General features: G+C 40.4%; 20 protein-coding genes. 5 read left to right on the top strand and 15 right to left on the bottom strand.

Annotated elements, in window-relative coordinates:
* Window positions 1-40: 40 nt before the first annotated feature.
* Window positions 41-922, top strand: coding sequence for a LysR family transcriptional regulator (locus EG365_RS08675; RefSeq protein WP_000861801.1), 882 nt, complete (start codon window positions 41-43; stop codon window positions 920-922).
* A 57-nt stretch (window positions 923-979) separates the two neighbouring features.
* Here EG365_RS08675 and EG365_RS08670 read toward each other — a convergent pair whose 3' ends face one another.
* From EG365_RS08670 to EG365_RS08650, 5 genes are all read right to left on the bottom strand, one after another.
* Window positions 980-2,410 carry an amino acid permease gene (locus EG365_RS08670; RefSeq protein ID WP_000178999.1) on the bottom strand — a complete coding sequence of 477 codons (1,431 nt, stop codon included), beginning with the start codon at window positions 2,408-2,410 and terminating at the stop codon, window positions 980-982.
* Between the two features lie 370 nt (window positions 2,411-2,780).
* Complete coding sequence (locus EG365_RS08665; protein ID WP_000205431.1) at window positions 2,781-4,220, bottom strand: amino acid permease; 1,440 nt, start codon at window positions 4,218-4,220, stop codon at window positions 2,781-2,783.
* Between the two features lie 162 nt (window positions 4,221-4,382).
* Window positions 4,383-4,742, bottom strand: a complete 360-nt coding sequence (locus EG365_RS08660) for a RidA family protein (RefSeq protein ID WP_000071347.1) — start codon at window positions 4,740-4,742, stop codon at window positions 4,383-4,385.
* Between the two features lie 10 nt (window positions 4,743-4,752).
* Window positions 4,753-5,856, bottom strand: a complete 1,104-nt coding sequence (alr, locus tag EG365_RS08655) for an alanine racemase (RefSeq protein WP_001137879.1) — start codon at window positions 5,854-5,856, stop codon at window positions 4,753-4,755.
* A 20-nt stretch (window positions 5,857-5,876) separates the two neighbouring features.
* Complete coding sequence (locus EG365_RS08650; protein WP_001263981.1) at window positions 5,877-7,142, bottom strand: D-amino acid dehydrogenase; 1,266 nt, start codon at window positions 7,140-7,142, stop codon at window positions 5,877-5,879.
* A 136-nt stretch (window positions 7,143-7,278) separates the two neighbouring features.
* Here EG365_RS08650 and EG365_RS08645 point away from each other — a divergent pair, with 136 nt between their 5' ends.
* Window positions 7,279-7,746, top strand: a complete 468-nt coding sequence (locus EG365_RS08645) for an Lrp/AsnC ligand binding domain-containing protein (RefSeq protein WP_001247568.1) — start codon at window positions 7,279-7,281, stop codon at window positions 7,744-7,746.
* A gap of 40 nt (window positions 7,747-7,786) precedes the next feature.
* On the opposite strand, the gene EG365_RS08640 is transcribed toward EG365_RS08645, so the two are convergent.
* Window positions 7,787-8,932, bottom strand: a complete 1,146-nt coding sequence (locus EG365_RS08640; protein WP_000051106.1) for a DUF1624 domain-containing protein — start codon at window positions 8,930-8,932, stop codon at window positions 7,787-7,789.
* A 75-nt stretch (window positions 8,933-9,007) separates the two neighbouring features.
* Between EG365_RS08640 and EG365_RS08635 the strand changes: the two genes are divergently transcribed.
* A complete protein-coding gene (locus EG365_RS08635) occupies window positions 9,008-11,098 on the top strand; it encodes a TonB-dependent receptor (RefSeq protein WP_001216156.1) in 2,091 nt (696 codons plus the stop codon).
* A 44-nt stretch (window positions 11,099-11,142) separates the two neighbouring features.
* Here EG365_RS08635 and EG365_RS08630 read toward each other — a convergent pair whose 3' ends face one another.
* From EG365_RS08630 to EG365_RS08615, 4 genes are all read right to left on the bottom strand, one after another.
* Window positions 11,143-11,523, bottom strand: coding sequence for a nuclear transport factor 2 family protein (locus EG365_RS08630; RefSeq protein WP_000059266.1), 381 nt, complete (start codon window positions 11,521-11,523; stop codon window positions 11,143-11,145).
* A gap of 28 nt (window positions 11,524-11,551) precedes the next feature.
* Entirely contained in the window at window positions 11,552-11,926 is a 375-nt protein-coding gene (locus tag EG365_RS08625) for a ribonuclease E inhibitor RraB (RefSeq protein ID WP_001078193.1), read from the bottom strand.
* A gap of 110 nt (window positions 11,927-12,036) precedes the next feature.
* Window positions 12,037-12,702: an RluA family pseudouridine synthase gene (locus EG365_RS08620; protein ID WP_001130513.1), complete on the bottom strand. Its 666-nt coding sequence runs from the start codon at window positions 12,700-12,702 to the stop codon at window positions 12,037-12,039.
* 111 nt (window positions 12,703-12,813) lie between these two features.
* A complete protein-coding gene (locus tag EG365_RS08615; protein WP_000428563.1) occupies window positions 12,814-13,515 on the bottom strand; it encodes a DUF1003 domain-containing protein in 702 nt (233 codons plus the stop codon).
* An 802-nt stretch (window positions 13,516-14,317) separates the two neighbouring features.
* On the opposite strand from EG365_RS08615, the gene EG365_RS08610 reads away from it, so the two are divergent.
* Window positions 14,318-15,019 carry an SDR family NAD(P)-dependent oxidoreductase gene (locus EG365_RS08610; protein WP_001063526.1) on the top strand — a complete coding sequence of 234 codons (702 nt, stop codon included), beginning with the start codon at window positions 14,318-14,320 and terminating at the stop codon, window positions 15,017-15,019.
* Window positions 15,020-15,116: 97 nt separating this feature from the next.
* Here EG365_RS08610 and EG365_RS08605 read toward each other — a convergent pair whose 3' ends face one another.
* A complete protein-coding gene (locus EG365_RS08605; RefSeq protein WP_000442892.1) occupies window positions 15,117-16,346 on the bottom strand; it encodes a beta-ketoacyl synthase N-terminal-like domain-containing protein in 1,230 nt (409 codons plus the stop codon).
* Window positions 16,347-17,014: 668 nt separating this feature from the next.
* On the opposite strand from EG365_RS08605, the gene EG365_RS08595 reads away from it, so the two are divergent.
* Window positions 17,015-17,299, top strand: a complete 285-nt coding sequence (locus EG365_RS08595) for a hypothetical protein (RefSeq protein WP_004644001.1) — start codon at window positions 17,015-17,017, stop codon at window positions 17,297-17,299.
* A 351-nt stretch (window positions 17,300-17,650) separates the two neighbouring features.
* Here the strand turns inward: EG365_RS08595 and EG365_RS08590 are convergent, their stop codons facing one another.
* The 4 genes from EG365_RS08590 to EG365_RS08575 all read right to left on the bottom strand — a co-directional run bounded on the left by EG365_RS08590 (window position 17,651) and on the right by EG365_RS08575 (window position 19,849).
* Entirely contained in the window at window positions 17,651-18,151 is a 501-nt protein-coding gene (locus tag EG365_RS08590; protein ID WP_001065616.1) for an NUDIX hydrolase, read from the bottom strand.
* 266 nt (window positions 18,152-18,417) lie between these two features.
* Entirely contained in the window at window positions 18,418-18,993 is a 576-nt protein-coding gene (locus EG365_RS08585; protein ID WP_000447790.1) for a DUF4126 domain-containing protein, read from the bottom strand.
* Between the two features lie 123 nt (window positions 18,994-19,116).
* Window positions 19,117-19,251, bottom strand: coding sequence for a zinc ribbon-containing protein (locus EG365_RS19365; protein ID WP_001983336.1), 135 nt, complete (start codon window positions 19,249-19,251; stop codon window positions 19,117-19,119).
* Between the two features lie 331 nt (window positions 19,252-19,582).
* On the bottom strand, window positions 19,583-19,849 hold the full coding sequence (locus tag EG365_RS08575; protein ID WP_000450437.1) for a hypothetical protein: 267 nt from the start codon (window positions 19,847-19,849) through the stop codon (window positions 19,583-19,585).
* Between the last annotated feature and the right edge of the window lie 116 nt (window positions 19,850-19,965).

Here is a 19,965-nt window from a genome sequence, read left to right as displayed (position 1 = left end):
CACGATTGTTGTGCAAATATGCACAGGGACAATAACAAAAATGAAAGTGGATTGGGATCATCTACAGTTTTTTCTGGTTTTAGCACGCACTAAAACTCTAACCAATGCTGCACGTATTATCGGTGTCGAGCACAGTACGGTGGCTAGACGGATTCAGGCTCTAGAACTTGCTTTGGGTACCACGCTATTTAAGCGTGAAGCAACGGGCTATGAGTTAACTCTCGAAGGGATGGCACTTGTCCCTCGAGTTGAACAAATGGAACAAGCTTTCTTACAAATTGAAAAACCACATCAACCTTTGCAAGGTCGTGTGCGAATTGGCACACCTGAGGGTTTTGGAACTGCATTTTTAGCCCGCTTACTGGCTGAGTTCTCCATCCAGTATCCTCTGCTTACCATCGACCTGATACCCGTACCAAAAATGATTAAGCTCTCGCACCGTGAGGCAGATATTGTGGTATCGATTGAACGCCCAACCTCAGGGCCTTATATCATTACGCGCTTATCTGATTACTGTTTAAAAATTTATGGTAGCCAAAACTATCTAGCGCAAAACCCACCAATTCGCCGTCTGGAAGATTTAACCCAGCACCGCTTTGTGAACTATATTGATGATCTGGTGTATAGCCCCGAGCTATATTGTCTAGAACGCTTACCTTTAAAACTTAACGCGAACTTTCGCAGTAGCAGCATTTTGGCGCAACAAATTGCGGTCAGCGCAGGCGCAGGTCTTGCAATTTTGCCCAAGTTTTTGGCAGATGATAAGCCTGAGCTTGAAGAGGTGTTAGAACAACAAGTTCGTTTTACCCATACCTTCTGGATGCTGACCTTTGTTGATTTACAACATGAGCCGCGCATTAAACTGGTTTGGGATTACTTGCGTAAACAAGCCGATAAATACCAACATTTACTGGTTGATTAAATAATAAATAAAAAGCCAATCATATGATTGGCTTTCTGGTAAATCGAGACAGGTTAATTAAAAGATTTCTTGACCTAATTTTCTCATACGCGGCTTATAGAACGCATAATAGGTCACACTTAAAACTACTAACCATACTGGGCTAACGTATAACGCTTTTAAGGTATCTGGCTCTAATGCCAAAATCACCAAGGTAAACAAGAAGAATGCAATAACGGCATAAGCCATCAACACACCGCCCGGCATTTTGAAGGTAGATGCTGCATGTAACTCTGGGCGAATTTTACGATAACGTAAATAACACGCCATGATTAAAATCCACACGCTAATGAATAAAATCACACAGAGCGAACTTGCCAAAGTAAATGCTTCCATTGTGTTTGGAACAAAGTACTGAAGCACCGCTCCGCCCATAATGAAAATACATGAGAAGATTAAGCCATTTGACGGTACAGCACGTTTTGATAAACGTCCCAAGACACTCGGTGCCTGACCATCTTTTGATAAACCAAACAACATACGGCTCGTTGAAAACACGCCACTGTTCATCGAAGACATGACCGAAGACAGCACAACCAAGTTCATGATAATTGCTGAAATCGGAATACCTGCATTTAAGAACAATTCAACAAACGGGCTTTTATCTGCACGGATATGATTCCAAGGCGTCACTGACATCACGACAAAAAGTGCCAGCACATAAAACAGAATAATACGTACCGGAATCGCGTTAATTGCTTTTGGTAAGTTAGTTTGCGGATCTTTCGTTTCAGCCGCTGTGGTACCAATCAACTCAACACCAATAAAGGCAAACACTGCAATCTGGAATCCGGCTAAAAATCCACTTACACCTTTTGGAAACAGACCACCATGCGACCAGACATTACTGATGCTGACAACGTCACCATGAGGAGCTTGGAAATGAGTGAGAATCATGTAGCCACCCACACCAATTAAGCCAATAATTGCCAAAATCTTAATGAGCGCGAACCAGAATTCTACTTCACCAAACAACTTGACCGTAAGCAAATTAAGTCCTAAAACGAATAGTACGCAGCCCGCACTAATCATGGCCTGTTGCATTGGTGAGAAACTGGCACCCTCGGGCAACCAGAAACTTAAATAATTAATAACTGCTGATAGATCGGCAATACCGACCAATACCCAGCCTAGCCAATAGGTCCAGCCAATATAATAGCCAGCCCATGGGCCGATTAAGTCATATGCCATATCAACAAATGACTTGTAATGTAAATTAGCAAGCAGTAATTCACCTAATGCACGCATAAGGAAAAAGAACATACCGCCAATTAACATGTAAATAACGAGAATCGAAGGACCTGCGAGGGAGATGGTTTTGCCCGAGCCCATAAATAGACCGGTACCGATTGCACCGCCAATTGCAATAAGCTGTAAATGGCGATTACTTAATTTCCGTTGTAAATGATCAGGGGAACTTGCCTCATCTGAATGATGAACCATTGTCATATTAGAAGTCCTTTTTATATTTGCTTAATTTCAATCAGCAACATATAGGGAGAAAACGAACCGTATATCGTGGGTTGCTGAGTCTATACATCGGGACAAGATGTTCAAGTATATTTTTTCCTTAATTGATCTATCTTTTATCCCTATTTTTTTAAATTGCATTATTTATGTACTGCCTTCACGGCAATTTTAATTATCCAATCTCAATTCACCAGATGAGCCGAAGTGTAGCATGCGATATTGTTCGATGTCGCTTTACCACCCCCTCCAAAACTGCACTGATGACTCAAAAATAAACAATATTATTCCGATAAAAAACCTAAAGAAAATAAAAAAAGCCAATCATGTTCGATTGGCTTTTTAATAAAACTTAATGGTCGTTGACGAGTTCACGTCCTAGTCTTTTCATGCGCGGTTTATACAGCACATGATAAGTCACACCTAAAATGATCAACCATACTGGACTGACATATAGCGCTTTTAAGGTATCAGGCTCTAATGCCAAGATCACCAAAGTGAAAAGCATGAATGCCAAAACAACATAACTCATCCAAATGCCGCCCGGCATTTTGAATGTAGATTTTTCATGTAATTCAGGACGTAATTTACGATAGCGTAAATAGCACACCATAATGAGACTCCAGACACTAATGAATAGAATCACACAGAGTGAACTTGCTAATGTAAATGCCTCCATTGTGTTTGGAACAAAGTACTGAAGCACTGCCCCGCCCATAATGAAAGTACAAGAGAAAATCAAACCATTTGAAGGGACTGCGCGTTTTGATAAACGTCCAAATGCTCCCGGTGCCTGACCGTCTTTTGATAAACCGAACAGCATACGACTGGTTGAAAACACACCGCTGTTCATTGAAGACATGACCGAAGACAGCACCACCAAGTTCATGATGATCGCAGAAACCGGAATACCCGCATTTAAGAATAACTCAACAAACGGGCTTTTATCTGCACGAATGTGATCCCACGGTGTTACCGACATCACAATAAATAACGCCAATACATAGAACAAAATAATACGTACAGGAATCGCGTTAATTGCTTTCGGTAAGTTCTTCTGCGGGTCTTTCGTTTCAGCAGCTGTTGTACCAACCAACTCAACCCCGACAAACGCAAAAACGGCAATCTGGAATCCTGCCAAGAAGCCTTCTGTACCTTTCGGGAATAAACCACCATGTGACCAGACATTACTAATGCTGGCAACAGCGCCTTGCGGAGCTTGAAAATGGCTGAAAATCATATAGCCACCCACACCGATCAGGCCAATAATTGCCAGAATCTTAATAAGGGCAAACCAGAATTCAATTTCACCAAATAGTCGTACTGTAAGGAGGTTAAGACCCATCACAAACAACACACAGCCTGCACTAATCATGGCCTGCTGTATTGGTGAGAAGCTTGCACCATCGGGTAGCCAGAAGCTCAAATAGTTAATAACTGCTGAAAGGTCCGCAATACCCACCAGTACCCAACCTAACCAATAGGTCCAACCCAAATAATAACCAGCCCAAGGACCAATCAGGTCATGAGCCATATCAACAAAAGATTTGTAATGCAGATTTGCAAGGAGTAGTTCACCCATTGCACGCATTAAGAAAAAGAATATGCCTCCAATAATCATATAAATAAAGAGAATTGAAGGACCTGCGAGGGAGATGGTTTTACCTGAGCCCATAAATAGGCCAGTTCCAATTGCACCGCCAATAGCAATCAGTTGTAAATGACGGTTAGACAGTTTTCGTTGCAGATGATCGGGAGAATTTTCCGTATCTGAATGACGAGCCGTTGTCATATTAAAATTCCTTTTTGAATTCCTTTGTTAAGATCAGCAACCTATGGCGAAAATTGAACCGTATGCCATAGGTCACTGAATCTGTTCACCAAAAAACGACTGGTTAAACCGTATCTATCTTCCTTCTGTTAGATACATCATCGTTTTTGGAGTAAAGCCGAATTACTTTTGTGCTGCCGTCACGGCAATTTCAATTAACCAATCTGGATTGACCAAATCGGCCTGAATTGTGGCACGCGATGGAGCAACACACCCTTTTAACCAGTCAACCCAAATTGCATTTACGGTTGAAAAGTCAGAAAGATTTTTCAAATAGAGCTGCGCAGAGAGCAAGCGAGATTTATCGGTATTGGCTAATGCCAAAAGTTCATCAATTGTTGCAAGAATTTCACGGGTTTGTCCTGCCACGTCTTGCTCGGTATTTTTAGGCACCTGACCTGACAAATAAACCACTTTGTTAAAAACAGTCACGGCGCTCATGACTTCGTTAGTGTTAATCTTTTGTATATCTGAATTAGACATTCGGATTTCCTTATACCTGATTAATAAATTGAACACGGGCGGTGACGGCACACATCAGTTCATAACCCACCGTACCGGATGAAACTGCAACATCGTCAATAGGTAGAACGACGCCTGTACTTGACTGACCCCAGAGCACCACTTCACTACCAACTTTGGCACTCTCAATACCCGTTAAATCGACTGCCAACATATCCATACTGACGCGGCCAACTGTACGCGTGCGTACTGAGTCCACTAAAACTGGAGTACCTGTTGGTGAAATACGCTGATAACCATCGGCATAGCCGCAAGCCACAATCCCAATCGTCATGGGCTGCTCTGCGACAAAGTTTGAGCCATAACCTACGCTTTCATTCGGTTCTAAATGCTGAACGGCAATAATTTCGCTGCGTAAGCTCATAGTCGGTTGTAAGCCCCAATCCGCAATACTATGCGTCGGGTAATCTGGCGAGCTGCCATAAAGCATGATGCCGCTACGTGCATAATCTGATTTGAGCTGGTCTTGATAGCGCAGAATTGCCGCGCTATTACTTACCGATCTTTCACCCGGTAAATCCCTCACAATTTCTTCAAAGGCAGTAATTTGATAATCAATGCCTTGCTGCCCAAAACGATCGGCATCTGCATCTGAAAAATGCGTCATGTGCGTAATCTTGGACACATTTGCCAAGTTATTTAAACGTTCCCAAGCCTGAACATAGTTTTGTGGTTTAAAACCAAGACGGTTCATACCACTGTTCATTTTCAAGAAAACATCAAATTGAGCAGGATAAGGATGCTGTTCTACCCACTCAATTTGCGCTTCACTATGAATGGTGAAACTAAGTTGATACTGCACACAATCAAATAAATCTTGAGGAGAAAAAACTCCTTCAAGCAATAAAATTGGACCTGTCCAGCCTAGAGCACGAATTCGTTTTGCTTCTTCAAGATCCAGTAAGGCAAAGCCATCTGCTGCTTTAAACGCTTCATAAACACGTTCAATTCCATGTCCATAAGCATTGGCTTTTACAACGGCAAAGACCTTACTGTTTGGCATAGCCTTGCGTACCACCGCCAAGTTATTTTGTAAGGCTTGGCGGTGGATCACTGCGGTAATAGGACGAGGCATGATTACTTTCCTAACGTCCGTTATGCAGCATGCGCGTGTGAATAACGCTGAATTGAAAGGCCATCGGTACTGATATCAGTCTTATGATTCAATACGATGTCACTGATTAATTTTCCTGAACCGCACGCCATGGTCCAACCTAAAGTGCCATGACCTGTATTCAAGAACAGATTTTTAAAGCGAGTCGCACCAATAATTGGAGTACTGTCTGGTGTCATTGGACGTAAACCTGTCCAAAAAGATGCTTGTTCCATATCACCACCCGGGAACAAGTCTTGAGTCACCATTTGCAAGGTTGCACGGCGGTCTTCGTTTAGACCTAAATTGAATCCACTTAGCTCAGCCATACCACCTACGCGAATACGTTGGTCAAAACGAGTAATCGCGATTTTGTAAGTTTCATCCAACACGGTAGATTGTGGAGCAAAAGCAGGATCGACAATAGGAATCGTCAACGAGTAACCTTTTACAGGATATACAGGTAACTGTAGATCAAGCGGTTTCAAGAAATCACGTGAATAGCTACCAAACGCTAGAACATAACGATCTGCAGTTAAAACCTTGCCATTTACCTGTACGCCTTTAATTTGATCGCCTTCGACAATCAATTTTTCTACGTTCTGATTAAACTGGAAATTAACGCCTAGCTCTTTAGCAATTTGAGCTAAAGCATTGGTAAATAAATAGCAGTCGCCTGTTTCATCATTTGGTAAGTGTAAACCACCCACAAGTTTATCTTGTGCATTGGCCAAAGCTGGTTCTACACGACCAAGTTCGTTGCCATTTAATAATTCGTAGCTTACGCCGCACTCTTCAAGCACGCTAATGTCGCGTTGAACCGCTTCCATTTGTGCTTCTTTACGGAATAGCTGCAAAGTACCTTTGGCGCGGTTTTCGTAGTGAATACCCGTATCTTTTCTGAGTTCACGTAAGCAATCACGGCTGTATTCAGCCACACGCATCATACGTTCTTTGTTCACAGCATAACTTTGTGGATTACAGTTTTTCAGCATTTGCGCCATCCACTGTAATTGCCACATGCTGCCATCTAAATTAATCGCAAGCGGTGCATGATGTTGAAACATCCATTTCACAGCTTTAAAAGGAATTCCTGGTGCTGCCCAAGGGGTCGAATACCCAGGCGAAATTTGACCTGCATTACCAAAACTTGTTTCTTCAGCAGGACCTGACTGGCGATCGAGAACAGTAACCTCGGCTCCTTGTCGAGCCAGATAATAGGCACTTGCCACTCCAATAACGCCGCTACCTAGTACAATTACGCGCATTTCCATTCCCTCACGCACACCAGTTTATTTCACTAGTATATTTCTGCTTCAATAGTTTATTTCACTGTTTTTCAGGCTATAATCTAGGTAAATTTATGTTTTTCTCGCGAGAATTTTAAAAAAAGAGGAAATATCTATGCGCCCCTTAGATCGTATAGATCGCATGATTCTGGATATTTTGCAGCGTGAAGGACGAATTGCGATTAGTGAATTGGCATCAAGAGTCAACCTATCTACCACCCCTTGTTCAGAGCGTGTAAAGCGCCTTGAGCGCGATGGCATTATCATGGGTTATTACGCACGGCTAAACCCCGCCTACGTTGACCGTAACCTGCTTGTCTTTTTAGAAATTAAGTTATCTGCCAAATCTGGCGATGTATTTGATCAGGTGGCTAGAGACTTAGTTGAGATTCCTGAAGTGCTCGAATGTCACCTCATTTCAGGTGAATTTGACTACCTTGTAAAAGCGCGTTTAAAAGAAATGAGTGCATATCGTCGCTTGTTAGGAGATCTATTAAAGAAACTCCCAGCTTCGGCATCTTCACACAGTTATGTGGTCATGGAAGAAGTGAAAGAAACTCTGTATTTAGATGTAAGCAAGTAAAGCGAGCATTATTGAACTCGCTTTACCCACATTTTAGAAATTAGAAATATTTTAAAATCGAAATATGTTTATTTTGATGTTTAAATTTCGAGAACCATTTAACCGCTGGATAGAGTGCAAAAGACAGTACAATCGTAATTAGCCACAACATCCATACATGGTTGACCGACAAATAGTTTCCGTAGTTAGCCCCCCACACACTGAGTGCCAACACATACATCAGTTTCAACACATATAAGTGCAATAAATAAAAGAACATAGGTACCGAACCAAACACGACCAATGGTTTTAGAAATGAATATTGCTGCATATGTTCAAAAGCAACGAGCACAAGCAAACCAATTCCAACATTTAGCAAAATAAATAATAAAGACGGTGGATACTTGGTGAGGTTAAAAAAGCTCATGAGACTCAGTTGTAATGACTCAAAATGTTGCCACGGCTGGTCACCATAGGCATTGATAAAACGCAGTAAAACAAATAACCCGATACTTACTAAACCAAGGCTGAGTAAAGCGCGGCTTCTTTGCTTTGCTGTATATTTTGAACTAAAGAACTGACCTAAAACGTAGCCTAATAAAATCACACCAATCCAAGGTAAAACCGGATAACTTGTACGAAGCTTGATACCTGCAATCTCAATCCAACCACGTTCGTGTAAAACGAACCATATATTCTGTAGGATGCCTTGTGAGAAGTGCACAGAATCTAGAAAGTTGTGCCCAAAAATAATCACCAACGCTACACCTGCAAGAACAGGCAAAGGCAAACTTACACAACAAGCCAGCACCACCATGCTAATACCAATCGCCCAGATCACCTGTAAGTAAATGACTTCAGGCGGAAAAGTTGCCGTCCATGCAAAGTTCACAAGGGTAAGCTCTAACACAATTAAAAATAAGCCACGCTTTAATAAAAAAGCACGTGTTTGCTGTAAATCTTGTTTTTTTGACTGAAATAAAAAAGCAGAAATACCGGTTAAAAGTACAAAAACCGGAGCACAAATATGGGCCAATAATCGACTGCCAAATAAAGCCGGTTCTGTTACTGTTACGTCCATTGGGTCGGTAACCTGTTTATGTAAATAGAAAGTTTCTCTTACATGGTCGAGCAACATAATGATGATCACCAAACCGCGCAATGCATCAATCGACTGTAAACGTTCAATATTCTTTTCTAAAGACATAGCAGTAATCAACAAAATAATGTAACGTTATACTATTACATTTAATTCCTTTTGTCTTTTTATGGCTGATTATTTATGCGACACAAATTAGGATTGTTGTCTTCGTTAGGTCTATCATTTATATCGACACTCACTTGGGGAGAGGAAACGTCAACGGTACTTGAAACCATACGTGTTCAGGCCGAAAGTACTCGAGAAGATGTGAGCCAAAATAGCTCGGCAACTAAATTTACTCACGATGTTTTAGATGTCCCTTTTAACCGTGCTTATCTTTCTAAACAAATAATGGAACAGCAAGACGTGCAACGGATTGATGATGCATTAACTTTAGTCAGTGGGGTTTTTCATCAAAATAGTTTTGGTGGTGGTTTTTGGGATAACTACTCATTTCGTGGCTTTAGTACCGACCCCAATTTAGGTGCGGCTATGATCCGTAACGGTTTGAGTGTTAACCGAGGAATTAGCGCTCCAAAAGATGTCGTAAATATTGAATCTTTAGAGTTTTTAAAAGGACCAATGGCGGCGCTATATGGTCGCGGCGAAACAGGAGGTTTGCTGAACCTCAACAGTAAAAAACCACAGTGGGAAAGCGAAAGTGAACTTAACCTACGCGCCAATACCCAAGAACAATATCGCATAAGTCTGGAACACACCGCGCCTATTAACGATGAACTGGCCTATCGTTTAGCAGTGGCTCACGAAGATAATCAAAGCTTTCGCGATCATGTTAGCAGTGAACGCTGGTTCTTTTCACCACAGCTCACATGGAAAATTTCAGACCAAACACAACTCGACTTTGACAGTGAATTTACAGAGCATAAAGGAACCTTTGACCGCGGTGTCAGCACAGTCAATCATCAGTTTGTGATGGACCCGAAAACCTTTACAGGTGAACCTGACGATGGTGATTTGAAAATAAAAGATTACTTTTACCAATTACGTCTTAGTCACGAGTTTAACCCTGACTGGAAACTAAATAGTGCGGTCAGTTATAAAGATGCACAAATGGTCGGCTTTGCAACCGAACCTCGGCGTATGCAAGCCGATGGACGTACTTTAGAACGTCAACGTCGCTATCGTGATTATACAAGTGAAGATGTGCTGGCTCAGACAGAGTTACTTGGCAAGATTGATACTTCGTGGGCTCGCCATGAAATTTTACTTTCAACCGAGCTTGGTCAACTCGACTATAAGCAAAACCAGCTTCGTCGCAATCACAGCACAAGCTCAACAAACACAATTGATATCTACCAACCTGAATACGGCAAATATTTACCGAACCTCACTCCGTTTACCGACACCAAAGAGCGCCAGCGTTACTTCGCGCTTAATGTACAAGATCAGATCTTTTTCAATGACCAGTGGAGTGTGCTATTTGGCAACCGTTTTGATCAGGTCGAACAAGACTTTAAAAATCATATAAAACAGACCGAAGACAACCAAACACTTCACCAGAATAGTCCACGTTTCGGAGTAAATTTTAAAGCCTCTGAGCAATGGGCGTTTTATAGCAACTATGGCCGCTCATTTGCCATGAATAGTGGTATGAACCGAAATGGACAGACCTTCGCTCCTGAAAAAGGCGAAAGCTATGAAGTCGGTACCAAATATAAAATAAACGACCAAAGTGTGCTGAGCCTCGCTTTGTTTAAAATGAAAAAACGAAATGTACTTACAACTGACCCAATCGACAGTAACTTTCAAACCGCCGCAGGCGAAGTGAGTAGTAAAGGAGTTGAATTTGACTTAAATAGCCAGATCAATGACCGCTGGTTCGTTAATGCCAACTATAGTTATACCGATGCTCAAATTGAAAAAGACCAAGACTTGGCAAAAGGCGCTCGTCTAAGCAATGTTCCAAAACACCAAGGCTCCGTAAGCACCAATTATGAGTTTCTACAAGACGGTGCAAGAAAAGCGGGTGTAGGTGCCAACCTTACCTATGTCGGTGAGCGCAGTGGACATAATCTTGATAATGGCTTTAACTTACCAAGTTATACGCTGGTCAATTTAAATGGCTACTATGCACCATCTGACCGTTTACGCTATCAGCTGAATATAAATAACCTATTTGATAAGACCTACTATGTCTCAAGCTATAGCGATTTATGGGTTCAGCCGGGTGAACCATTGAACGCCTCAATTTCGGCACAGTGGAAGTTTTAATTCTTCTATAAAATAAAAAAGCCCGAATGGTTTCGGGCTTTTCACTAAAACATACCATTTTCATTAACAAGTGGATCAGGCTGTATTTGCCCAATATCCCAAAACTCCGCAATTTTTTCATTTTCAAAACGGCATATATGAACCACAGCTAAAATTGTTAGCTTGTTATTCATTTGCATTTCCAGTTTCGAATGTACTGCAACTAAAGCGCCATCTTCAATGACATGCTGAACTTCAAGAACTTTGTTTGGAGTTTCAATTGCACTTTCACGCATCCCTTCCTTTAAAGAAATCTTATCACCAGCATAATAAGGATTGTGATGCTTAAAGTTTGGAGCGGTATAATTGCCGTAGGCTTCATCGACCTCGCCAGCAGCAGCAAGCTCTAAAAAACGTACCGCAATTTCTTTTTGAGATAAGCTCATTGTAGAACCTCCCGGCTATATTTAGGCTTTACTGTAAAATGTCATCTTCTTCTTCGTCGAAGACATAAGCCATGCAGCCCCACCCATCATATTCGCCGTTAAATTGCTCAGCGATTGTCGAAAACCACTGCTCCAGATCAACAATATCTGAATACTCTGGTTCCATCGTAACAAAGATGGTAATGATCCATTCATTCGGTTCAACAGAATCATCTTGGAAAAGAGAAATTTTTTGCTCTTGATAGAGTAAATGCATCGCGCATTGCTCTGCATTTTGTTGATCTTGAAATGCAATTGAAAATTCAATTTCATGAAGCTCGGTTAAATCATCCCCGTCTTCAACCATTTGCCAAAGTACATTGCCGTTATCATCATCTGGAAATTGTTCGTAATCGCGGTTCATTAGATTGTCCTTGTTGTTGCTCTATTTGTATTATTCGGCATTAAGAATAACCGACTTTTATTGCAGTTTGGATATGTATTCAGTTGCGAATTGCATCAAATTTTAATTTTTTAAAAAGGCACTTGTGACTCAATCACCACATCTGTTCCCTTCAAAGGATGTTGAAAAGCGAGATATGCAGCGTGTAAAGCCATACGATTCAAATGAAACCGTTTAGGTTCAGGATGATATAACTTGTCCCCCATAATCGGATGCCCAATATGCATCATATGTACACGTAACTGGTGCGAACGCCCTGTCACAGGCTCCAGCAACACACGACTTTGATCTGTTGTTGCATCATAAACCAATGGTTGAAACAAGGTTTTAGCATGTTTACCTAATTCAAAATGTACAATTTGTCTTGGGCGATTTTCCCAGTCAGTAATGAGTGGAACTTCAACACTGCCCTCTTGTTTTACTTGGCCTTGCACCACAGCAATATAATGTTTTTTGACTGTTCTGGCCTGAAACATTTTACTTACCGCAACTTCTGCATCGCGATGCTTGGCAAACATAAGTAAACCTGAGGTTGCCATATCTAAACGGTGCGTAACCTTTGCTAAAGGGAACTTTTCTAGCACCCTTAAATACGCACTGTCATGATGTTCAGGTAACCGGCCCATGACCGACAACAAACCCGCAGGTTTATCAACCACAATTAAATCGTCATCTTCAAATAAAATTGAAAGCGGATCTTGTGGCGGAGCGTAAACAAAGTTGTCGTTTAAAGGCATGGTCGTAGAAACAGCAATGGAGCATGGCGGCAAATCATAAAGAAATTTCAGACCTACCGCAAAATAATCTATAGCGCCCTACCTATGTTCCACGTGAAACTCAGAAAATCTTTATCGTTTTTTATTCATTTCAGCTAAAAGATCGAGCTGAATTTCTTGAATATGTGCAAGCCTTTCCCACTGATGCGATAAAAGATGGTCCATTTTTTCATGTAAATGACGAATCTCAAGCTCGGCTTTTAAATTAATTTGATAGTCATGTTGCGAACGCAAACGGTCTTTTGCTTCTTGACGGTTTTGACTCATCATAATAATAGGTGCCTGAATTGCAGCTAAACATGACAACACTAAATTCAGCAAAATAAAAGGATAAGGGTCGACGGGACGGACCACCATCACAACCGTATTTAAAACAATCCACCCCGTTAAAAATAAAGCAAAACAAATAAGAAAAGCCCAGCTACCACCAAATGATGCGATTTTATCTGCCAGTTTTTCTCCAAACGTCCAGTTTTGATCAAAATCTGACTCTGTATTTCGGCTAATCAGTTCATGCCGTTGCATACTGCCAATTACTTCATTTTCTAGGTTAGATAACTCACCCTTTTCCGAGCGTAATAGGGACTGCACATATTTAATTCGATAATCTGCCAGATCGGCCCGACAAATAAAGCTTGAGTAACTCCAATCTGGATGGTCTTTTAAAATTTCATCACTAATCACGTTACGGATGACTTCACCCGATACTAAATCTTTTAAAGGAAAGCTCTTTCCACATACGGCGCATTGGCGACACTGATTTTTATTCTCCATATTATCCAGCTCGCAATTGATCATAAGATTAGTATATAAACGATTTTGGTTGATCACATCGTAAATAAAAATAGCGCTCTAACCTAAAATCTGTAAAGTCGCTAAAACTATTTTTCGGTGAGCAGAAATTACAGGCTTCATATAATGAGATTTAAATGTCAGGAGGTAGCGCAGAAAGATTAGGCTTATTCATAAATTATATTCTTGTAAAATATCATTTTTATTATTGAGAATTTTTTAGGGTGTCAAGGGAAAACATCTATGGTTTACTTCAACAATCATAACTTTGTAAGTTATAACCTTGTGCCTATAAACTTTTGATCTATAGCGTCCTAAGCCGAATCGAGACCTTTTGGGTGAGTACACACTAACGTTATACGTTTCGGTGCATGCTACTCTTTTCGATCCCTATCACACCCTTGAGATATAGTTTAGCCAGCACTCTGCGGGATTGTTTTTCTAAGAAAAGCGAATTTTTATTATTTATGGGAATTTTTACGTCATTAAGCAAATTTAAAAGAATATATTCCCATTTACCTATAATTAGTTAAATTTAAATTCCACTTTATTTGTATTTTTCGGTTTATTTTACCAGTCAAAAAATTTGTAGACCAAATTGGGAACTCTTCCATCAGTTTATGTTTAGCCGAATAAATCATGTAAAGTCGACTTCTTAATCCCGCTTTTAAGTATTTTTATTCTTTGCGTACTATTCTTAGAGATAACTTTTGCGCTTGAATACATTATAAAAACATATTATAAATTATTTATAACCAAATAATTGGTTTTTTGGAACTTTATAATGAACAACAATATTATAATTTTTGGTTATGGAACAGGTATTTCCAAAGCCGTAGCACATAAGTTTGGTAAAGAAGGCTATAAAATCGGGTTAGTGGCACGAAACGCCCAAAAACTTGAAAAGGCTATTCTAGAACTTAAGACACAAGGTATTGAAGCTTACGCTTTTGCATGTGATTTAGCTGTTCTTGAAGATATACCAAATCTTATTAAACGCATTAAAGATCAATTAGGAGAGATTAAAAATATTCATTGGAATGCTTTCCATGATATTGAAGGCAATATTTTAGAAACCCCTCCACTAGAACTTACCAAAAGCTTTCATATTCGCGTGTCGAGCTATATTGCGACGGTACAGGCTTGTCTAGGCGATTTAGAGAAGAACCACGGTAGCATTTTATCAACAAACGGAATTTTTGCTTTCGATGCAGTGGGCATCGACTTGGTTGCCAAAGAATATTCATCGTTAGCAACTACCGCTGCCGCTCAATACAAGGCCACTAACTTACTTGCTCATAGTCTTGCTGACTCAAATGTTTATGTGAGCCAAGTGATTGTAAATGGTTTCGTAGATGGAACCCCTGAAGCGAAGGATAAAACCTACGCGGTACATCCAGAAACGGTTGCGGAGCAGTTCTGGTACTTACACCAACATAAACAAGAAACGGTTTCTTTTTGTGGTGAAGCCATTCAAGCTGCTTAAACTATTTCTAATGAGAGAAAAAGCGTAATAAATTACGCTTTTCTTAACTTTTTAAATTTATTCTTTTTCTCACACCCATATATATTTCGTATTTAAATTACTCTTCCCACTTTCTAAAAACCAGACAAGTATTTACGCCACCAAAACCAAAGCTATTACTCATAACTGTTTTTAGTTCGGTTTCTCGGCTTGTTTGAACAATATCAAACTTTTTAGCTTCTTCGCGCAGTTCGGTAATATTAATGCTCGGCGCGATAAAGCTATTTTGCAGCATTAAAATAGAATAAATAGCTTCGTGTACCCCTGCGGCCCCTAAACTATGGCCAGTCATTGACTTGGTCGAACTGAGTGGTGGTACTTCTTCGCCACCAAAAGCTCGCTCTATGGCCAATAGTTCGGGAATGTCCCCTGCCGGCGTTGAAGTGCCATGCGTGTTGATATAGTCGATGGTGTCTGAACCGTTTTGCTTGGCTTCTGCGAGTGCCAGTTTGATGCAGCGAGTCGCACCTTCACCACTTGGGGCAACCATATCGACACCGTCACTATTGGCAGCGTACCCAACCACTTCGGCCAAAATTTTTGCTCCGCGCTTTTGGGCATGACTTAAAGACTCTAAAACTACCATGCCACCGCCGCCAGCGATCACAAAGCCATCGTTATCGACAGAATATGGGCGTGAAGCCGTTTCTGGTGCGTCATTATATTTAGAGCATAAGGCTCCCATCGCATCGAATATTGCGGTTTGGGACCAATGGTCTTCTTCGCCGCCACCCGCCAGCATGAGGTCTTGTTTGCCAGCGGCAATAAGGTGATATGCATAGCCAATTGCGTCCGCTGACGTGGCGCAGGCACTCGCAACCGATTGAGATACGCCTTTTAGGTTAAAAGCGCGTGATAAGTTAGAGCTAATGGTGCTGGTGAGGTAGCGTGGTGCTAAATCGGGTGATACTTCGCTTGCGCCTTTTTCTTTTAGGGTATGCAACATGTCGATGATAGACGCTGTTGAGGTGCCGCCTGTTCCCCCAATCACGCCATATTTTGGGTTATTGGCAATGTCAGTTACATCAAGCTTGGCATGTTGTAGCGCATCGAGTGCCGAGTTGTAGGCATACATCGCGCAAACGCCCATGTGTTTTTTTAGCTCAGGATCAATATTTTCAAAATTCATTTCGGCAGTGGCGCTCACATGACTTCGAAAGTTTAGTTTTGCATAGACTTCGTTATAGCGAATGCCTGAGCGGCCTGCTTTTAAGGACTCGGTTACTTTCTCTAATGTATTTCCAATACAAGAATTAATTCCCATACCTGTGATGACAACACGTTCCATTCTTATCTCTATAAAAACGACAAAAATAGATCTTAACAATCAAGTTCCTTTTTGGAACTGGCAAAATATTTCTATATTTATTATTTTTTCTCATCAAATATAAATAAAAAGTTAATAATAATAGTTTTATTTTAAAATCTATTTAGTTTGATTATTAAATCAAAAATATTTTAAATATTAAATTGACGTATTTAAAATCACCGATTATTATCTCGTTGCTGGCCTACATTGCCAGACGGTTTTGACAGACCGTAACTCGTGGCGGATTATAGTAGAATCTATAAGTCGTTAGACCCTTGCGTCCCCTTTCTTTGCGGTAGGACGGGAGGGGGACGCCCCGCGCGTGCTGGTTCTACGAGTCCAGTCTGTCAACCCCCTTTCGTTCTACCACCCTAAATTAATTCGCGGTAATTCGGTGGTAGAACTCCATTTTTAAGGAGTTGACTATGCCATTTTTCAAACTCATTTTCTCTCTTATTTAACTATTTTATTGATTTAAAATTTGGTTTTTTACGCCCTATTTTTTAAATTTATAAATTATTTTTTATTTTAAAATTTTATTTTCCTGTATACATTGGAGGATTAATTATTACCTAAAAAATTATTTTAATTTTTAAACTGATTATATTTTTATTCTACTCATAGATATAAATCATTATGAGAATAATATGACAATTTATAAACCTTTTTTGGCTTTAAGTTTTGTTCTAGTGAGCTTGGGTATTTCAGGCTGTAACCTCCACACTCAGCAAGAGTTTGAAAAAATTTGCCTGTCGGGTGGGCATAGCAAGACCAGTTGCGAATGTATTTACCAGCGACTCGAACAAACCTATTCCCCGAAGCTTATGCAGCGCCTAGAACATGTCAGTTTGCAAAGTCCTGTTCTCCCACGGGACTTTGCCCCTACTTTTTTCAGCGTCATGCAGCGGTGTGACAAAAGTAGTCTGGGCTAAGCGTTGGCTTAGCTCTTTATCTCTGTGTTGCAATGGTTATTACTTTAAATCAGCGCAAAAAATTAAAGTCTGTTGTGGCACAGAGGCCTAAGCCTAATTCAAAATAAGATATATGAAAGGCAATCTTGTAAGTTTTAACCTACAAACTTTTAAGGATTTTGCGGATTGGCGACAGCCTACTTTTTTCCTAATATGAAGTCATACAGGAACAGGATGTTCCAGAACACAAAACAACAATAATATGTTCAAGCACCAGGAGCGTGAGATACGACAGGAGTCATATCTAATCACCAAATACGAAAAAGCCCGACAGGAAGTCGGGCTTTTTTTATATCTGAATATTGGGAAATATTAGGATTTAAAAATTTCAGGCAAACTATCTACAAGAATATTAGGAATGTTGTTTGGATAAACAATCTCATCTGTTTGTCTTAGCTCATCAAACGTCCACCAACGACTTTTACTAATCACAAGCTTTTCTTGTTCAGTCCAGTTTGCTGTATTCACTTCTTCATTTTTAATGAAAACAATAAAAAGCCTTTCATCAGAAATCACAACTTCTGCACTAGGTAGCATCATTTCAAAATTGCGTGTTGCCACATGAGTGCCTACATTTTGCCTAACTACACCCAATTCTTCATAAAGCTCTCGGCAAGCTGCTTGTTCGAAGGTTTCCCCTTCTTCAAGACCTCCACCTACAGTTGCCCAATGTGATTGTCCAGCTAAGGCATCATTTGTATGAGTGAATTGAAATAATAGGATTTGATGATTTTCATTAATAACTAATAGTCTTGAAGATTTTCTAATACGCATTTGATTTTTTCTTAAAGCAACAAGATGGCTATTATTCATATTCACTTTGAAAAGTTAAATCATTTCTCTATGTACGTTTTATCCTACAAACTTTTAGGGATTTTGCGGATTGGCGGCACTCTGCTTTTTTCCTAATATGAACTCATACAGGAACAGGATGTTCCGGAACATAAAACAACAATAATACGTTCAAGCACCAGGAGCGTGAGATACGACAGGAGTCATATCTAATCACCAAATACAAGAAAGCCCGACAGGATGTCGGGCTTTTTTTATGCTTATTAAAAAATGATATTTACACTCACCTATAGCGGGGTATGTGCCTGTTCTTGCTTTTTATGGCGAATCCAACGCACCACCCAAATAACCGCAATCAGTACCACTATTGCAACAAGCGCAGGTACCAACATAGCTAAAACTGAAAGTAAGATTGCTCCAATCCACTCCCCTGTTGCAACGATAAAATTACCCAAGCCACCCGTGGTTGCAGTTGAAACACCACGTGCAGCAACGGTACTCATTTGCACCACACCTGCCGTACCACCACCAACAATAATGGCTGCTGCCCAACTGGCAAACTGAGACATTTCTCCACTACTGACCGCCATTGTCGCTAACGTACCCGCGATCATCGCCGCAGGGGTTGCGACTGTGTCTAAGGCATTATCGACCCACGGGATATAGTAAGCTGCGACTTCACACACCGTTGCCACACCTAAAGCCAAACACACCGATGGCAGAGCTAACCACTCAAAGCCTTTTGATGGCTCAAACCAGCCCATCATGGTGGCAATGCTCATAACCAATAGCAGTACAAACACGCGAAAACCGCAGGCAGCGCTCAGGCCCACACCAATACATAAACCCAATATTGTTTCCATAACGGTTTCCTTCTTTATGCCCATCACGGGTCTTGTTATGTAAGTCTTATTTTTAAATTAACAAAAAGCCCCATCGGGTGACAGGGCTTTTTGTTAAATGCGAACGCAAATATTATTTCATTCTTAACGTTTAAATTGCGTGCAGTAGCATTTCGTGCAAGGTGGTAAAGGGTCGGTATTAATTTCTAAAAACACTCTATGTCCGCACTGAGCACAGAAATAGAAGCCTGTTCCGGGTTTTTCGCCAGCTGTTACCATGATTACATTCCTATAATCGTATATATATTAAACAGGAATATAACCCACTTAAAGTGAATGTCAATTGTCCATTTCGCCCGATGATGATGGCATAAATGCAAAAAATGTTATTTGTACGATTTATCTTACATAGATTTAGGGATTTAGCGGATTGGCTACCCTCTGCTTTTTTTCTAATATGAACTCATACAGGAACAGGATGTTCCGGAACATAAAACAACAATAATAGGTTCATGCATCAGGATCGTGAGATACGACAGGAGTCATATCTAGCAACCAAATACGAAAAAGCCCGACAGGATGTCGGGCTTTTTTTATACGATAAATCACTTTAAAGAAAATACATTCGAATCAAATTTGCCGCAATAAGCATAAGAATAATAGCCGTTAAACCTGTCAACAAATTGAGTAGTACTTTAGCGATATTTGATAAGTTTGATTTATAGATCTTAACATTTATACCATAGGCACTTGCTCCAAGAGCTCCGCCAATAGCACCTCCAACCAACATAAGTACGAGTGGCCAGCCACATAATAGATGCGCTCTAACTGGCAACTTCCTCTCAGCTTGATTATCTAATTTATTTGTTGTTTCCAATTTTTGATCCTTTTTTATATGGATATTTATCTAAAAAATCTATTTTAAATGCAATTTTTTATGAGGCTATCAACTCTTTTTACACAATATATAGTAAAAAACCCCATCATCAAGAT

It is taken from the genome of Acinetobacter sp. FDAARGOS_494 (assembly GCF_003812225.1).
Classification (GTDB): domain Bacteria; phylum Pseudomonadota; class Gammaproteobacteria; order Pseudomonadales; family Moraxellaceae; genus Acinetobacter; species Acinetobacter baumannii.
The sequence above is the reverse complement of the archived record's forward strand: the minus strand, read 5'-3'. Positions and strand labels throughout refer to the sequence as shown.

Excerpts from the sequence above, each read along its gene's own strand:
- EG365_RS08675 (WP_000861801.1), top strand. The coding sequence starts at position 41 with ATGAAAGTGGATTGGGATCATCTACAGTTTTTTCTGGTTTTAGCACGC.
- EG365_RS08670 (WP_000178999.1), bottom strand. The coding sequence starts at position 2,410 with ATGACAATGGTTCATCATTCAGATGAGGCAAGTTCCCCTGATCATTTA.
- EG365_RS08665 (WP_000205431.1), bottom strand. The coding sequence starts at position 4,220 with ATGACAACGGCTCGTCATTCAGATACGGAAAATTCTCCCGATCATCTG.
- EG365_RS08660 (WP_000071347.1), bottom strand. The coding sequence starts at position 4,742 with ATGTCTAATTCAGATATACAAAAGATTAACACTAACGAAGTCATGAGC.
- alr (WP_001137879.1), bottom strand. The coding sequence starts at position 5,856 with ATGCCTCGTCCTATTACCGCAGTGATCCACCGCCAAGCCTTACAAAAT.
- EG365_RS08650 (WP_001263981.1), bottom strand. The coding sequence starts at position 7,142 with ATGCGCGTAATTGTACTAGGTAGCGGCGTTATTGGAGTGGCAAGTGCC.
- EG365_RS08645 (WP_001247568.1), top strand. The coding sequence starts at position 7,279 with ATGCGCCCCTTAGATCGTATAGATCGCATGATTCTGGATATTTTGCAG.
- EG365_RS08640 (WP_000051106.1), bottom strand. The coding sequence starts at position 8,932 with ATGTCTTTAGAAAAGAATATTGAACGTTTACAGTCGATTGATGCATTG.
- EG365_RS08635 (WP_001216156.1), top strand. The coding sequence starts at position 9,008 with ATGCGACACAAATTAGGATTGTTGTCTTCGTTAGGTCTATCATTTATA.
- EG365_RS08630 (WP_000059266.1), bottom strand. The coding sequence starts at position 11,523 with ATGAGCTTATCTCAAAAAGAAATTGCGGTACGTTTTTTAGAGCTTGCT.
- EG365_RS08625 (WP_001078193.1), bottom strand. The coding sequence starts at position 11,926 with ATGAACCGCGATTACGAACAATTTCCAGATGATGATAACGGCAATGTA.
- EG365_RS08620 (WP_001130513.1), bottom strand. The coding sequence starts at position 12,702 with ATGCCTTTAAACGACAACTTTGTTTACGCTCCGCCACAAGATCCGCTT.
- EG365_RS08615 (WP_000428563.1), bottom strand. The coding sequence starts at position 13,515 with ATGGAGAATAAAAATCAGTGTCGCCAATGCGCCGTATGTGGAAAGAGC.
- EG365_RS08610 (WP_001063526.1), top strand. The coding sequence starts at position 14,318 with ATGAACAACAATATTATAATTTTTGGTTATGGAACAGGTATTTCCAAA.
- EG365_RS08605 (WP_000442892.1), bottom strand. The coding sequence starts at position 16,346 with ATGGAACGTGTTGTCATCACAGGTATGGGAATTAATTCTTGTATTGGA.
- EG365_RS08595 (WP_004644001.1), top strand. The coding sequence starts at position 17,015 with ATGACAATTTATAAACCTTTTTTGGCTTTAAGTTTTGTTCTAGTGAGC.
- EG365_RS08590 (WP_001065616.1), bottom strand. The coding sequence starts at position 18,151 with ATGAATAATAGCCATCTTGTTGCTTTAAGAAAAAATCAAATGCGTATT.
- EG365_RS08585 (WP_000447790.1), bottom strand. The coding sequence starts at position 18,993 with ATGGAAACAATATTGGGTTTATGTATTGGTGTGGGCCTGAGCGCTGCC.
- EG365_RS19365 (WP_001983336.1), bottom strand. The coding sequence starts at position 19,251 with ATGGTAACAGCTGGCGAAAAACCCGGAACAGGCTTCTATTTCTGTGCT.